Raw genomic sequence first — 16505 nt, 5'->3', positions numbered from 1 at the left:
AAAAGATATGCTGAGCTGGACCAGAAAGGACTGGTCGTATTCCTGATCCAGGATATGAGGGAAAAGAAACCTCCAGAAACAGGAGATAAAAAACTCTTGTGATAACAATGCTGAATCCTGAAACGACTCCGGGCGGCCGTGCGCTTAAGTTTTACTCTTCCGTGAGACTTGAAGTGCGCCGAGCCGAAACGTTGAAGCAAGGAAATGACATGGTTGGTAATAAAACAAAAATTAAAGTGGTCAAAAATAAAGTGGCACCTCCATTTAAACAAGCTGAGGTAGATATCATGTATGGAGAAGGAATCTCCAGAGAAGGTGAATTGCTTGATATCGGTTCAGATCTTGATATTGTCCAAAAGAGCGGCGCATGGTATTCCTATAATGAAGAACGGCTTGGGCAAGGACGTGAAAATGCGAAGCAGTTCTTAAAGGAAAATGAAGATATCAAAGAAGAAATTTATAATTCGGTGCGCAGCCATTACAATATGGATACCGCTCCGGAAGCAACTGAAGAAAAGGAAAACCAGGAAGCACTTGATATGGACGTGTAAAAAAATTCAACCCCTGCCAGATCGGCAGGGGTTGAATTTTAAGGGCAAATCTTATTAGTTTATGTGTCAATGGAAAAGTTTATTACATAAATTTGACGGTTCCTTGACAATATAATTTTCCAAGCTTAAAATTGATATGTATAATTCTTCTTATTATTATACGATTCTTTTCAAAAAAGTTTATTTAATGAAAGACACTGTACATGCCGACTAAAATTGATTGTACAAATTTATAGCAAGAGGAGGTGAAATCATGGAATTAGTTACCCTAATTATCATCTCCATTTTGCTTACCCTTATCGTCGGTATTGTTGTTGGTTATCTGATTCGTAAATCTATTGCTGAAGCAAAGATTTCTAGTGCAGAACAATTGGCAAAGCAAATAGTAGAAGAAGGGCATCGAAACGCAGATGCAGCCAAGAAAGAGGCGCTTCTCGAAGCTAAAGATGAAAATCATAAGCTTCGTCAGCAGGCGGATCAAGAATTGCGGGAGAGACGTTCGGAACTCCAAAGGCAAGAAAGCCGCTTGATGCAAAAAGAAGAAAATCTGGACCGTAAAAGTGAAACGCTGGATAAGCGCGAGCTAATGTTAGAGACGAGGGAACATTCTCTAACAGAAAAACAACAACAAATTGAAGAAATGGAAAGCAAAGTGGAAGCTATGATAAGTGAGCAACAAGCTGAACTTGAACGCATTTCCGGATACACTACTGACCAGGCAAAACAAGTGATTTTAGAACGGGTTGAACAAGAAGTTACCCACGAATCGGCAATAATGATCAAAGAAGCGGAGAACAGAGCAAAAGAAGAGGCTGACAAGAAGGCAAAAAGCATTCTATCCCTTGCTTTGCAGCGCTGTGCAGCAGATCATGTTGCAGAAACAACTGTCTCGGTGGTTAATTTGCCGAATGATGAAATGAAAGGACGTATTATCGGACGAGAAGGACGAAATATACGAACTTTAGAGACCTTAACTGGAATTGACTTGATTATTGATGATACACCAGAGGCTGTAATATTATCTGGATTTGACCCGATTAGAAGAGAAACAGCCCGCATTGCTTTAGAAAAGCTTGTCCAGGATGGCAGAATCCATCCAGCCAGGATTGAAGAAATGGTGGATAAGTCGAGAAGAGAAGTGGACGAGTATATTCGGGAAGTCGGAGAACAGACTACTTTTGAAGTGGGGGCACATGGACTCCATCCAGATCTTGTTAAAATCCTCGGCCGCTTGAAGTATCGTACAAGCTATGGCCAGAATGTGTTAAAGCATTCTACGGAAGTGGCTCATCTTTCAGGGTTGCTCGCAGCAGAATTGGGAGAGGATGAAACTCTCGCAAAAAGGGCCGGCTTACTCCATGATATCGGTAAGGCTATTGACCATGAAGTGGAAGGCAGTCACGTAGAGATTGGTAAAGAACTTGCTATGAAGTATAAAGAGCATGAAGTCGTTATTAACTCGATTGCTTCGCATCATGGGGACGAGGAGCCTACATCTGTTATCGCGGTATTGGTAGCAGCTGCTGATGCCTTGTCTGCTGCCAGACCGGGAGCTAGAAGTGAAACACTCGAGAATTATATTAAGAGACTCGAGAAGCTGGAAGAAATTTCAGAGTCCTATGAAGGCGTAGAAAAGTCATTTGCTATTCAAGCTGGCCGTGAAGTAAGAATCATGGTGAAACCAGATGAAATAGACGATCTTGAGGCTTTGAAAATTGCAAGAGAAATTAGAAAGAAAATCGAAGATGAGCTCGATTATCCTGGCCACATTAAAGTAACTGTTATCCGGGAAACTCGTGCAGTAGAATATGCAAAATAAAGCGGCCTTCAGCCGCTTTATTTTTTTAATTCAGGGAACCATACATAATAAGCCATGTTCGTCTGACGTGGTTGATTTTGACATGGTAAGTCATCTATGTGAAACTGATAATAATTAAAATGATAGGATGGTTGCAGGAAATGAGAATTTTATTTATCGGAGATGTCGTTGGTTCCCCAGGGAGAGACATGGTTCGTGACTACTTACCTAAATTGAAAAAGAAATTTCAACCACATATAAGTATTGTGAATGGAGAAAATGCAGCAGCTGGAAAAGGGATTACTGAGAAAATTTACAAACAGTTTCTGGAAGCAGGTGCACAGGCAGTTACAATGGGTAACCATACCTGGGATAAAAAGGAAATTTTTGAATTTATCGATCATGCTGAATATATGGCGAGACCTGCTAATTTCCCGGAAGGAACACCTGGTAAAGGTATTGTGTATGTACGTTCCAATAATGTAGAAGCAGCGGTTATCAATTTGCAAGGAAGAGCATTTCTTCCGCCTTTGGATGATCCTTTCCGCAAAGCAGATCAATTGATAGAAGAAGCTAAAAAGCGTACAAATCTTATATTTGTTGATTTTCATGCAGAGGCCACGAGTGAAAAACAGGCGATGGGCTGGTATTTAGATGGCAGGGTCAGCGCAGTAGTAGGAACTCATACCCACACACAGACAGCGGACGAAAGAATTCTTCCAAAGGGTACCGGCTACATAACGGACGTAGGAATGACAGGTCCATATGATGGCATACTTGGCACCGATCAGGAAGCGGTGATAAACCGTTTTCTTACCAATCTGCCGGTACGTTTCGAAGTGACGAAACAGGGAAGAACACAATTGAATGCTGTTATTGTAGATATCGATAATAACTCAGGAATGGCAAAAAAAGTTGAGCGGGTACTTATTAATGACGATCATCCCTTTTTTAGTTGATTATTTGAATTTTGCGAAAAATTAGCCCATAATAAAAGGGAATAACTATCATCTCCAAGAATATAGTAAAAGTGGAACTACTTTAGAAAACGAAGGAGGTACTAGTAATGGATATATTAAAAGTTTCAGCTAAATCAAATCCGAATTCAGTAGCAGGTGCACTCGCGAACGTGCTAAGAGAACGCGGCTCAGCAGAAATACAGGCAATCGGCGCTGGGGCATTAAACCAGGCCGTAAAAGCAGTTGCAATTGCCCGAGGATTTGTGGCCCCAAGTGGAGTTGATCTAATTTGTATTCCGGCTTTTACTGATATTATGATTGATAACGAGGAACGGACTGCTATTAAACTTATTATCGAACCTAGATAAATATATTTTGCCTGCTTGCTTGTGCAAGCGGGCTTTCTTATGGCAAAAACAGATTACTACCGGGGGTATGTAGATGATTATTGATGCACACTGTGATGCATTGGTTAAAATATGGCAGCAACAATTATCTTTTCATTCAAGTGATCAGCTCCAAGTCAATTACCAGAAATGGATGAACAGCTCTGTAAAGGTTCAATGTTTTGCCATCTTTGTACCTCCGGAAGTGGCAGCGGAGGCCCAGTATTCAGCAGCTCTGGAAATGGCGAATATTTTTTATGAACAAGTAGTTGAACCTTATGAGAACGTGAAACACATTACTAGTAAAAGAGACCTGGCCAGCCTAGCGGAAGGTGAAAAAGGCGCAATATTAACCTTAGAAGGCTGTCACTCCATCGGTAATGACCTGGAAAAGCTAAAAACTCTGCTCCGAATGGGCGTCCGTGCAGTCGGGTTGACGTGGAATCAAGCGAACGCTGTCTGCGATGGGATTGAAGAAAAAAGAGGGGCCGGATTAAGTTCATTCGGTGAAGAAGTGGTGCAATTATTAAATAAAGAGAAAATATGGACAGATGTTTCCCATCTTTCGTATCAAGGTTTTCTCAATGTACTTGATTTAGCAGACTATCCGATGGCCAGCCATTCAAATGTGATTGCCCTAGCATCACACCCCAGAAATCTGGATGATCAGCAAATTGAATTACTAATAAAACGTAAGGCATGGATCGGCGTTACCTTTGTTCCTGACTTTCTAAATGACCAGGGAAAAGCAAATGTTGAGGATGTTATTAGCCATATAGCATATTATATCGACAAAGGTGCTGAAGACTGTATTGGTTTGGGCTCCGATTTTGATGGAACAGAAGCATTTGTATCTGGTCTATATGACCCTTTAGATTATGAGCAGTTTCGGCAGCAGCTTTTAAGGCGTTGGCCGGTGGAAACAGTACATAAAATCACTTGTCAGAATTTTATCAATAAATTTCCCCATGCCTAATATAAGCGTTATTCCTATGATAAAAGCAACAGTCCTTCCCGAAACAGGCTGTTGCTTTTATATATGTTCATATGTCCATTCTGAATAGACAAACAGGATTGATTATTATTTTTAACATGTTAAAATATGAATATATCAATTAAAAATGGATAAAACTTGAGGAGTTGTGTTCACTGTGAATGGAACAATGAAAGCATTAGTGAAAAACGGAAGGGAAAAAGGCGCCGAAATTCAGCAGGTACAAATACCATCTATTGGTGATCGCGAAGTGTTGATCAAAGTGAAGGCGACATCAATCTGTGGAACAGATGTCCATATTTATAACTGGGATGAATGGTCCCAGAGCCGCGTGAATCCTCCGTATGTTTTTGGCCATGAGTTTGCCGGTGAGGTAGTCGAAGTCGGGGAAAAAGTGGCGAAAGTTACTGTAGGCGACTATGTCAGCGCAGAAACCCATATTATTTGCGGCCATTGTCCGCAATGTTTAACTGGAAAGTATCATATCTGTGAAAACACAGAGATAATCGGAGTAGACCGTGATGGCTGTTTTGCAGAATATGTTGCTTTACCTGAGGACAATTTGTGGAAAAATCCTGCCGACATGCCTGAGGGGATTGCTTCTGTGCAGGAGCCTATGGGTAATGCTGTCCACACCGTACTTAGCGGGGATGTTGTAGGAAAGTCGGTTGCGATCATTGGCTGCGGTCCAATTGGACTAATGGCTGTAGGAGTAGCTAAAGCAGCAGGGGCTTCGCAGGTGTTTGCTTTAGATTTAAATGATTACCGCCTGGATTTGGCTCAACAAATGGGAGCGACTACTATTCTTAACTCAGCGGAAGTTAATCCGGTAGATTATATTAAAGAGCATACCGGTGGCCACGGAGTGGATGTTGTCTGCGAAATGAGCGGCCATCCAACGGCAATTGATCAAGGTTTCAAAATGATTACTAATGGTGGAAGAGTGTCTATTCTAAGTCTGCCGACTAGATCGGTAGAAATCGATATTACGAATGATATAGTTTTCAAGGGGATTACCATTCAAGGGATAACAGGCAGAAAAATGTTTGAGACTTGGCAGCAGGTATCTGGTTTGCTTTATTCTAATCAGGTGGACCTTACTCCAATGATCACCCATCATTTTTCATTAGAAGAATTTGAAAAAGGCTTTGAGCTTATGAATGCAGGAAAATGTGGTAAAGTGGTCTTACACCCATAATAATTTAGGGAGGCGTTTTAATATGAAAGGATTTGAGTACCTGCAGAACCAGCTGGATGATATGAAAGAAGAAGGTACATTTCGACACTTAATTCCTCTGGAATCTGCGCAAGGAGCAAGAGTTACTATTAAAGGGAAAAACGTAATCCAGCTTTCTTCCAACAATTATCTTGGATTGACTTCCCATCCGCGAATGAAGAAAGCAGCGGAGGAAGCTATAGCCGATTATGGAGTTGGAACTGGATCGGTTAGAACGATTGCAGGGACTTTAAAAATGCATGAAGACTATGAAGAGAGATTGGCGGAATTTAAACATACAGAAGCAGCACTTGTTTTCCAATCTGGTTTCACGACAAATCAGGGGGTGTTGTCTTCGATACTTACAGATCAGGACGTGGTCATTTCTGATGAATTGAACCATGCTTCTATCATTGATGGCATACGGTTGACCAAAGCTGGCCGAAGAATTTATAAGCATGTTGATATGGCTTCATTAGAAGAGGCTTTGAAGGAAACCCAAAACTACCGTAAACGATTAGTAGTCACTGATGGAGTATTTTCCATGGATGGCAACATAGCTCCTTTACCTGAAATCGTTGAGCTGGCAGAAAAGTACGATGCATTAATCATGGTAGACGATGCCCATGCCAGTGGTGTCCTAGGAGAGAATGGCAGAGGGACAGTGAATCACTTTGGCCTTGATGGAAGAGTGCATATCCAAGTAGGAACACTTAGTAAAGCGATTGGTGTGCTGGGAGGTTATGTAGCAAGTACCCAGTCTTTAAAGGATTATTTAATCCATAAAGGCCGTCCATTCTTGTTCAGTACCTCCCATCCTCCTGCAGTTACTGCAGCCTGCAATGCTTCTCTGGATGTTCTCCTTGAAGAACCAGAACTAATTGATAAGCTTTGGGAAAATACAAAGTTCTTCAAAAAAGGCCTACAGGATTTAGGGTTCGATATTGGGATTAGCGAGACTCCAATTACTCCTGTTATGATTGGTGATGATGCACTAACGCATAAATTTTCTGATCAATTATTTAAAGAAGGAGTTTTTGCCCAGGGGATTGCTTTTCCGACAGTACAAAAAGGGAAAGCCAGAGTTCGGACAATTGTAACAGCAGAGCATTCAAAACAAGATTTGCAAGAAGCTTTGGAAGCATTTGAGCGTGCTGGAAAGCAATTAAACATACTTAAATAACTTATTCAGATGGCGGAAGATGCTGAATTGCGTCTTCCGCATTTTTTATCGGATGTTCGGGCAGCTAATGATTTTAATAGACAATTAAAGCAAAAGCCCTTTATTTTTGATTGTTTATCTTGCTATAATAAGTAAATTGGAGATACCTTTAAGCCAATATGGAATAAAGCGTTCCGGCTGTTACATACGAGAGCGGAACACAAGCATTTAATGGAAAGGAGCTTCCGTGATGAATGAACAACAACGGAAAGAAATGAATCAAATTAACCAGGCCAATCCAGCGGACATAAAATCCGACCAGGAAGAAAACCTGGATCGTTTGAAAAATATTGATTCTGATGAGCTTATCGGGAAATACTTTCAAACCACATATGAGCCTCCCAACTTAAAAAAGGCTAAGAAGCGAAGGCGTGAAGATGTAAAAATCCATTATGATTATCAAGTTCCTGAAGATATGGCGAATATCGGCAAGGATAAAAAATTCTTGATTCGCACATATGGCTGCCAGATGAACGAGCATGATACGGAAGTAATGGCAGGACTGTTGACAGACATGGGTTACCAATCGACGGATAACGCCCAGGAGGCTGACATCATTCTGCTTAATACTTGTGCAATCAGGGAAAATGCCGAGAATAAAGTCTTTGGCGAAATCGGCCATTTAAAGACGCTTAAAACAGAAAATCCTGATGTTATTTTAGGAGTTTGTGGTTGTATGTCTCAAGAAGAGTCTGTCGTAAACCGCATTCTTAAAAAGCACCCATTCATAGACATGATTTTTGGAACTCACAATATCCATCGCTTACCGCAACTGCTGAAAGAAGCAATGTTCGGTAAGGAAATGGTAGTGGAAGTATGGTCGAAAGAGGGAGACATCATTGAAAACCTTCCTAAAGTCAGGAAAGGAAAGATAAAGGGCTGGGTAAATATCATGTACGGCTGCGACAAATTCTGTACGTACTGTATTGTACCTTATACACGCGGGAAGGAAAGAAGCCGGCGACCAGAGGATATTATTCAGGAAGTTAGGCAATTGGCTGCCCAGGGATACAAAGAGGTTACCCTATTAGGCCAAAACGTTAATGCTTATGGAAAGGATTTAACCGATATCGAGTATGGACTAGGCGATTTAATGGATGAAATAAGCAAAATTGATATTCCGCGAGTCCGCTTTACTACCTCCCATCCGAGAGACTTTGATGACCGTTTAATAGAAGTACTCGCTAAAGGTGGAAATCTGCTGGACCATATTCATCTGCCTGTACAATCTGGAAGTTCGGAAGTATTAAGAGTAATGGCCCGCCGTTATACGAGGGAGAGGTATTTAGAACTAGTAGATAAAATCCGTACAGCGATGCCTAATGCTACGCTTACTACAGATATTATTGTTGGTTTTCCGAATGAAACGGACGAACAGTTTGAAGAAACATTAAGCCTTGTAGAAGAAGTAGGCTTTGAAAGTGCATATACCTTTATTTATTCTCCAAGAGAAGGTACTCCTGCCGCGAGATGGGAAGATAATATACCGATGGAGGTAAAGAAAGAACGGTTGCAGCGTTTGAATAAGTTAATTAACAAACAATCAGCCGAAGCGATGAAAAAGTATGAAGGACAAACGGTGAAAGTGTTAGTCGAAGGGGAAAGTAAGAAAAACCCTGATGTATTGGCTGGCTATACCGAGAGAAACAAATTAGTCAATTTTAAAGCTCCAACATCAGCAATCGGAAAAATTGTGGAAGTAAAAATAACTAATGCAAAAACCTGGTCTCTGGACGGAGAAATGGTTGAAGATGCGGTAGAGGTGAAATAAGTGGCAGAATTTACTAGAAAACAAGTGATCGAAGAGGCGAATAAGCTTGCGCAGATGATGGCTAATACAGAGGAAATCGATCGTTTTAAACAGTTGGAAGCGAAATTGAATGCTAATCAAAAAGTACAGATTTTGATTAAGAAAATGAAGGCAATGCAAAAACAAGCAGTGAATTTCCAGGCTTATGGAAAAGAAGAGGCGCAGAAGAAGGCGGAAGCCGAAATAGATAGAATCGAAAAAGAAATCGACGATATACCAATTGTACAAGAATTCAAGGAATCACAAATGGTTATCAATGATATCTTGCAATTAGTTACGAATACGATTGCACGTGAGGTTTCCAATGAAGTAATCCGCTCTACTGGCGGCGACCTGCTAGCTGGTGAGACCGGTTCGAAACTTGGGAACGGATCTTCATGCAGCCATTAACCGGCAATCAATAAGTTGATCGGGCTGTTTGGCCATAGAGACAGTCTCGGCTTGTAGAGAACCCCTTGGTTTTTCGAGGCCCCTGAAAAAGTCTTTTTAATCTAAAGGGGCTGTCAAAGTTTGTTGTTGATTGCACGAATCGGTTGTCGGTGGATGCTTGCCGTGGGCGCACGTCATCAGCTAACTTGGTCAAGAAAATCATTTAACCAAGTGGATCTTCGGCTTATGTTCCCGCAGGCGTCACCACCGATCGCCCATCGCGGAATCAATCAACAGAGGCCATTTAAAAAGAGTGATTTTCTTTTATCCATCAAAGAAAATCACTCTTTTTTTCTTGCACAATGAAAGTAATACATAAAAGGGAGTGTATCATCCAGCTCCAGGACCTAGCGGCTGGCAGTCTTCCTTCTCTGTTCTTCAATAAGTCAAACATAAAAGGGGGACCTTTTGGTTTTCTCTTATTTTGAACAGATGTGTCCAGACTGTATGCCGCTTTCCAGGTGCTTTTACTTTTGTATCATCCAGTTCCAGCACCTAGCGGCTGGCAGTCTTCCTTCTCTGTTCTTCAATAAGTCAAACATAAAAGGGGAACCTTTTGGTTTTCCTTTATTTTGAACAGATCTGTCCAGACTGTACGCCGCTTTCCAGGTGCTTTTACTTTTGTATGTACATTTTGGTGGGCTGCTGCATAGGATGAACTAGAACCTAACATGCCAATTCCCCAAGGAAAAATCGGAAAAGTTATGCACTATAGGTAGTTGTCATGCATAAACTGACTATGAAAAAAAGAGGAGGTTTTAGTTCTTATGTCATTTCTTGATCAGGAATATCGGGAAATCATAACAAAAGCCGTTATCGGTAAAGGGCGGAAGTTCATCCAAGATACCAACACCATCACACCTTCACATAGACCTTCCAGTATTCTTGGGTGCTGGGTAATTAATCATTTATACAATGCCAAGAAAAAAGGTGAAGACACTGTAGAGATAAACGGCAGCTATGATGTGAATATCTGGTATTCTTACAACGACAATACAAAAACCGAAGTTGTGACAGAACGGATCACTTATTGTGACCATGTGAAGCTTTCTGTAAAGGATGACCAAACGCTTAATGATGAGTATGAAGTATTTGCTAAAGTCATTCAGCAGCCTAACTGTTTAGAATGTAAAATTGCCAGCCACGACCATAAGATTCTTGTAGAAGTTGAACGCGAATTTTTGGTCGAAGTCATCGGAGAAACAAAAGTATGTGTAAGAGTAGATCCAAATGGCTATGTAGGTGATGACGATGACTGGGACTTCGAATTGTCAGATGAAGAATTTAAGGATATTAATCCAGACTTTTTAGCAACTGAGGAAGAAGAGTAGCGAAAAACGAGGGAGAAATCTCTCGTTTTTTATTTTTTAACTTTTAAAAGTTACAATCAATCATCTTAAAGTATTAATTACTATTGTGATATAATGAAAGTTGATTTAGTAGGTTTGGGGGAACAAAGAATGTCTACATACACACCAATGATACAGCAGTATCTTAAAATAAAAGCTGAATACAAGGACTGTTTTTTATTTTTTCGCTTAGGCGATTTTTACGAGATGTTCTTCGATGACGCTCTTGCGGCATCGCGGGAATTAGAAATCACATTGACAAGCAGGGATGGGGGATCTGCAGATAGAATCCCAATGTGTGGTGTCCCTTATCATTCTGCTGAGAACTATATTAAAAATTTGGTGGAAAAGGGATTTAAAGTTGCGATTTGTGAGCAAGTGGAAGATCCAAAAACTGCCAAAGGCGTTGTTAAAAGGGACGTTGTCCAATTGATCACCCCGGGTACTGTCATGGAAGGAGCTATGCTTGACGAGAAAGAAAACAATTACCTGGCGGGGATAAGCGAGTTTTCAGCTGAGACATTTATCATCACATATAATGATCTCTCTACAGGAGAAACAAGTGTCGCTCGCATTTCTACTGGTTGGGAAGCTGTATTGGGTGAACTTTTTAATCGTCCGGTAAAAGAAGTAGTGATTGCTCCTGATCTGCCAGATAGCTTTCAGGATGATTTGAAGGAGAAATTGCTAGTCACTGTTTCCTATCAGCAGGAAACAGGGATTACAGAAGAATTCCAATACTTAGCTGAAAAGTTAAACAAAGACCAGCAGTTGGTCGAGGGATTTGGCCGGATGCTCAATTATATCCAGAATACCCAAAAAAGGTCATTGGATCATTTAAAGCCGGCTCATATCATTGAATTAAATCAATTTATGGCGCTAGATATGTTTTCCAAGCGGAATTTGGAACTGACCCAGACAATTCTTCGGAAAGGAAAGCAGGGCAGTTTATTGTGGGTGCTTGATCAAACGGTTACTGCCATGGGAGCAAGAATGTTAAAGAAGTGGCTGGAACGTCCTTTACTTAATAAACAATCCATCGTGCAGCGCCAGGAAATTGTAGCGGCCTTTCTTGAACATTTCTTCGAAAGGGAATCAATTCGAGAAGCTCTTAAATCGGTATATGATCTGGAACGGCTTGCTGGCCGTGTTTCCTTTGGGAACGTTAATGCGCGGGATTTGATTCAAGTCAAGCAATCGATAAACAAAATTCCTGAGATAAAATTGATTTTATCCCAATTTGACAGCAAAAGCGTTCAAAAACTTGGGGATGAAATTGACGATTTGCAATCATTATCCCAGTTGCTTGAGGAAAGTATCAGTGAGGACGCTCCACTGACTATCAAAGAAGGCGGAATTATCAAAGATGGATATAACGATCGATTGGATGATTACCGTGATGCTTCGAAAAATGGGAAGAAATGGATTAGTGAGCTGGAGAAGAAAGAAAAGCAGGCAACTAATATTAAGTCGCTTAAAATCGGTTTCAACCGGGTGTTCGGTTATTATATTGAAGTGACAAGGGCAAACCTGCATCTTTTGCCAGAAGGGAAATATGAACGCAAGCAAACGTTGACCAATGCTGAAAGATTTATTACTCCTGAGTTAAAAGAGAAAGAGTCGCTTATACTTGAGGCCGAAGAAAAAAGCGTTGAATTGGAATACGAATTGTTTATTGAGCTCAGAGAACGAGTGAAGCAATTTATCCCGGCACTCCAGGCGTTAGCTGAACAAATAAGTAATATTGATGTCTTGCAAAGCTTTGCTACAGTGAGCGAGTCAAATGATTATACGCGGCCAACCTTTAATGAGGAGAGGAAAGTTAATATAAAGCAAGGGAGACACCCTGTCATCGAAAAGGTGATGAAAGAAGAATCCTTTGTTCCTAATGACGTTACGATGGATGAAGAAGCAGAAATGCTGTTGATCACAGGGCCTAACATGTCAGGCAAGAGCACCTACATGAGGCAGCTGGCATTGACGGCAATCATGGCGCAAATCGGCTGTTTTGTTCCTTGTTCATCTGCAGAAATGCCCGTATTTGACCAGATTTTCACTAGAATTGGTGCAGCAGATGACCTTGTATCAGGACAGAGTACTTTTATGGTGGAGATGCTTGAGGCAAAGCATGCCATTACACAAGCAACAGAAAACAGTTTAATTTTATTAGATGAGATCGGCCGGGGGACAAGTACTTATGATGGGATGGCTCTTGCCCAGGCAATCATTGAATATTTACATGAACATGTCCAGGCAAAGACTTTGTTTTCCACACATTATCATGAACTGACCGGATTGGAAGATTCTTTAGGTAAGTTGAGGAATATCCATGTCCGTGCCGAGGAGTACCAGGGGAATGTCATTTTTCTTCATCAAATCCAACCTGGAGCTGCAGATGAGAGTTACGGCATTCATGTAGCTAAACTGGCTGAATTGCCGCCTGATTTAATTACGAGAGCCAGCGAAATCTTGCAGCAGTTTGAAAACAATGATAAAAGTATGGTAAAGAAAAGCGAGAAAGATCCTGGCCTGCCTCCGCAAACTGAAGAAGAACAACAGCAGATGTCCTTCTTTGTTTCGGAAGGCGCAGCAAATCAACCGAAGCAAACTAATCCTAAACAAGCCCATTCACTCATTAAAGAAATCGAGCAGTTGAATATCATGGAGATGACTCCTATGGAGGCGATGAACGCCCTTTATCAATTGCAAAAGAAAGCAAAGCAATAGTAGGAAAGGAGGATCTGAATGAAAATCCGCCAGATGCCAGATTCGCTGGCCAATAAAATAGCAGCAGGAGAAGTAGTTGAACGCCCCGCTTCCGTTGTAAAAGAATTAGTGGAGAACAGCATTGATGCTAATAGCACCTGGGTAAAAGTAGAGGTCTTTGAAGCTGGCTTGGAAAGGATTAAAATATCCGATAATGGCGATGGAATGAGTGCGGAGGATTGTGAACGATCGGTTTATCGCCATGCAACAAGTAAAATCAGGAATGAAAATGATTTATTTCATGTTAAGACGTTAGGTTTCAGAGGGGAAGCACTGGCAAGTATTGCAGCGGTCAGCCGTCTGACGTTGAAAACATCCACAGGGGAAGAAGCCGGCACCTTTCTTGAACTGGAGGGGGGAAAGGTAGTCAATAAAACTAAAAGCGACGCAAGACAGGGAACAGAAATCATTGTAGAAGATCTTTTCTTTAATACACCTGCCAGGTTGAAGTACATGAAGACTATCCATACGGAGCTTGGGCATATAACCGACGTACTAAACCGGATGGCTTTGTCCCATCCCGATATTCGTTTTGAAGTGTACCATAATGAGAAACAGCTGTTCCGATCATCAGGCAGGGGCGATCTACTGCAAATAATCGCCCAAGTTTATGGGATGGGTGTTGCCAAAAAAATGGTTCCTGTCGAATACTCTACCTTAGACTTCTCCATCAAAGGCTATGCCGCTAAACCGGAAGTAACGAGAGCCTCTAGGAACTATATATCCACTTTAGTGAATGGCAGGTTCATCCGAAGTATACCTTTAAATAAAGCTATACTAAAAGGGTACCATACACTGCTCCCGATTGGCAGGCAGCCGTTAGTGGTGCTTGATATTGAGATGGATCCGATATTGGTCGACGTCAATGTTCATCCTGCTAAACTGGAAGTGCGTTTCAGTAAAGAAAAAGAATTATTTGAAGCGATAGAAACGACAATCAGGGAAGCATTCCGCAAGGAAACACTAATACCGGAGGCTAGTCAGCCAAAAAAACAAAAAGAACAAACAGTCCAGCATTCGTTGGATTTTCATCAGCCATATCAAGCAAATAACCATGACAGCTTTGAATCTTATCTAAAAGAAACAGAGACCGTTCCACCCGTAGAAAAGACCTCCTGGCCTGAGGAGAAAATACGGCGTTCAGCTTATTCTTCAGTAGAGGAGAATCCGATAGATAAGGAAAAAATTCCTGGAAATCTGGATAAAGTTGCTAAGCCGGCAGGCGATCCCTCTGCTTCGCCGCAATATATAGCAGACACAGACGTTGAGCGGCTGCCTGCCATGTATCCGATTGGCCAGCATCATGGGACGTATATTTTAGCCCAAAATGAAAACGGCTTGTATATTGTTGATCAGCATGCCGCCCAGGAAAGAATTAAATATGAATACTTCCGAGATAAAATTGGAGAGGTTCCGAACGAAGTCCAGGAATTATTAATGCCGCTTACTTTTGATTTTTCTAAGCAAGAAGCATTGCTGATTGAACAGTATTTGGAAGAATTTAAAAAAATCGGCTTATTTTTTGAACCCTTCGGCCAGCAAAGCTATGCGATTCGTTCCCATCCACAATGGTTCCCTAAAGGGTTTGAAGAGGAAGTTATCCAGGAAATAGTCGAGCAGGTAATCACTGATGAAAAAGTGAATCTCCACAAGGTCAGAGAAGAAGCGGCTATTTTAATGTCCTGTAAGAGGTCGATAAAAGCTAACCATTATTTAAATCATGATGACATGTTTCAATTGCTTGAAGATTTGAGAAAATCGACTGACCCATTCACTTGTCCGCACGGTCGGCCGATTATTGCCCACTTTTCTCCATACGAAATGGAAAAAATGTTCAAACGCGTCATGTAGTTCGAAAAACTTTATTCTGAAAAGCGTATTTCCCGGGAAGGGAAGTATGCTTTTTTTAGTTCAGCCATTCCGAGGCGGTGCCATAGCACTTCGACAGTTGCATGGTATGTGTTTGTGAGACTATTATTAGGGGTATTTATATACTAATTGAAAAAAAACAGCTCATTAAATGATGTATAAAAAGGTACATTATTTAAAAAATAACCATATAGGAAGGTGAGATAAAAGATGGCTGAAAACTTAAATGTCCATGTGAATGAAAACATGCCAGAGAACCAACGGTTAATTAATTTCTTGAATCAGGAGTTATCGAATTTCGCTGTACTGTATATTAAATTACATCGTTACCATTGGTTTGTAACAGGAAGACACTTCTTTAAGCTTCATGAGGTGTTTGAGGATTTATATAATGAAGCTGCAGAGGATTTAGATGAGATTGCTGAAAGGGTTTTATCGATTGGCGGCCGGCCTTTGGCGACCATGCATAAGTTTATCAAAGAAACGACATTGCATGAGGCACAGGCAGATGATACAGAAGATGAAATCATTACACAGCTGACGAAAGATTATCAAACGATGATTGATGAAATTAAAGGGAAAGGCGCCAAATTGGCAGAGGAAGTCAATGATCAGCCGACACTCGATTTACTAAATGAAATTCAAGGAAGATTGGAAAAGCATGTATGGATGCTAAATGCATACGAAGGGCACCTTAAATAAAATATAAAAGAAAGCTAAAGCTTGAATAAGCTTTAGCTTTCTTTTTGGTTTATTAACAAACAGGAAGGTGCCGCAATATATAACGGCACCTTTCTCTGTTATCTTCGTACGGCTCTGATAATAACACTTAAAATTAAAACAAAAATGATCGCCCCGATTAAAGCTGGAATAAGGGAAATGCCACCGAGTTCAGGTCCCCACTGACCAAGCAGTTCTCCACCGATCCAGGCACCTATGATACCTGCTATGATATTACCGAATATACCGGCAGGAAGATCCTTTCCAACGATTAATCCTGCAAGCCAGCCGATTAAACCGCCGACAATTAAATAAATAATTAAACCCATGGTTGTGTACCTCCTTCAATAATTTAAAATAAAGATTATAAATAAATCTATTCACACAATAGCAAGTAATATGCTGTGTTCGTTAATCAATTTACCCCATAGCTGCT

14 protein-coding genes are annotated in these 16505 nt (G+C 41.0%); 13 read left to right on the top strand and 1 reads right to left on the bottom strand.

Annotation, left to right across the window (positions count from 1 at the left end; all coding sequences use genetic code 11):
- The first annotated feature begins 107 nt into the window (after positions 1-107).
- From BLR93_RS01765 to BLR93_RS01705, 13 genes are all read left to right on the top strand, one after another.
- Positions 108-551 (top strand): recombinase RecA family protein, encoded by a 444-nt coding sequence (locus BLR93_RS01765; protein WP_425440921.1) that lies wholly within the window; start codon positions 108-110, stop codon positions 549-551.
- A gap of 253 nt (positions 552-804) precedes the next feature.
- On the top strand, positions 805-2370 hold the full coding sequence (gene rny, locus BLR93_RS01760) for a ribonuclease Y (protein WP_093210611.1): 1566 nt from the start codon (positions 805-807) through the stop codon (positions 2368-2370).
- Positions 2371-2510: 140 nt separating this feature from the next.
- Positions 2511-3308, top strand: a complete 798-nt coding sequence (locus BLR93_RS01755) for a TIGR00282 family metallophosphoesterase (protein WP_093210609.1) — start codon at positions 2511-2513, stop codon at positions 3306-3308.
- A 107-nt stretch (positions 3309-3415) separates the two neighbouring features.
- Positions 3416-3676 (top strand): stage V sporulation protein S, encoded by a 261-nt coding sequence (locus tag BLR93_RS01750; protein WP_026570294.1) that lies wholly within the window; start codon positions 3416-3418, stop codon positions 3674-3676.
- 73 nt (positions 3677-3749) lie between these two features.
- Positions 3750-4670 carry a dipeptidase gene (locus tag BLR93_RS01745; protein WP_093210607.1) on the top strand — a complete coding sequence of 307 codons (921 nt, stop codon included), beginning with the start codon at positions 3750-3752 and terminating at the stop codon, positions 4668-4670.
- 175 nt (positions 4671-4845) lie between these two features.
- Positions 4846-5886 carry an L-threonine 3-dehydrogenase gene (tdh, locus tag BLR93_RS01740; protein ID WP_093210605.1) on the top strand — a complete coding sequence of 347 codons (1041 nt, stop codon included), beginning with the start codon at positions 4846-4848 and terminating at the stop codon, positions 5884-5886.
- Positions 5887-5908: 22 nt separating this feature from the next.
- Positions 5909-7087 carry a glycine C-acetyltransferase gene (locus BLR93_RS01735; RefSeq protein ID WP_093210603.1) on the top strand — a complete coding sequence of 393 codons (1179 nt, stop codon included), beginning with the start codon at positions 5909-5911 and terminating at the stop codon, positions 7085-7087.
- Between the two features lie 229 nt (positions 7088-7316).
- A complete protein-coding gene (gene miaB / locus BLR93_RS01730; RefSeq protein ID WP_093210601.1) occupies positions 7317-8897 on the top strand; it encodes a tRNA (N6-isopentenyl adenosine(37)-C2)-methylthiotransferase MiaB in 1581 nt (526 codons plus the stop codon).
- Positions 8898-9326, top strand: coding sequence for a YlbF/YmcA family competence regulator (locus tag BLR93_RS01725; RefSeq protein WP_093210599.1), 429 nt, complete (start codon positions 8898-8900; stop codon positions 9324-9326).
- A gap of 806 nt (positions 9327-10132) precedes the next feature.
- Positions 10133-10696: an outer spore coat protein CotE gene (cotE, locus tag BLR93_RS01720; protein ID WP_093210597.1), complete on the top strand. Its 564-nt coding sequence runs from the start codon at positions 10133-10135 to the stop codon at positions 10694-10696.
- Between the two features lie 129 nt (positions 10697-10825).
- Positions 10826-13441 carry a DNA mismatch repair protein MutS gene (gene mutS, locus BLR93_RS01715; RefSeq protein WP_093210595.1) on the top strand — a complete coding sequence of 872 codons (2616 nt, stop codon included), beginning with the start codon at positions 10826-10828 and terminating at the stop codon, positions 13439-13441.
- 18 nt (positions 13442-13459) lie between these two features.
- Positions 13460-15331 carry a DNA mismatch repair endonuclease MutL gene (gene mutL / locus BLR93_RS01710; RefSeq protein ID WP_093210593.1) on the top strand — a complete coding sequence of 624 codons (1872 nt, stop codon included), beginning with the start codon at positions 13460-13462 and terminating at the stop codon, positions 15329-15331.
- 228 nt (positions 15332-15559) lie between these two features.
- Positions 15560-16051 (top strand): Dps family protein, encoded by a 492-nt coding sequence (locus tag BLR93_RS01705; RefSeq protein WP_245690036.1) that lies wholly within the window; start codon positions 15560-15562, stop codon positions 16049-16051.
- Positions 16052-16149: 98 nt separating this feature from the next.
- On the opposite strand, the gene BLR93_RS01700 is transcribed toward BLR93_RS01705, so the two are convergent.
- Positions 16150-16398 (bottom strand): GlsB/YeaQ/YmgE family stress response membrane protein, encoded by a 249-nt coding sequence (locus BLR93_RS01700; protein WP_093210591.1) that lies wholly within the window; start codon positions 16396-16398, stop codon positions 16150-16152.
- Positions 16399-16505 lie beyond the last annotated feature (107 nt).

The organism is Sediminibacillus albus (assembly GCF_900101125.1).
Classification (GTDB): domain Bacteria; phylum Bacillota; class Bacilli; order Bacillales; family Amphibacillaceae; genus Sediminibacillus; species Sediminibacillus albus.
This window is presented reverse-complemented; position numbering and strand designations above follow the sequence as displayed.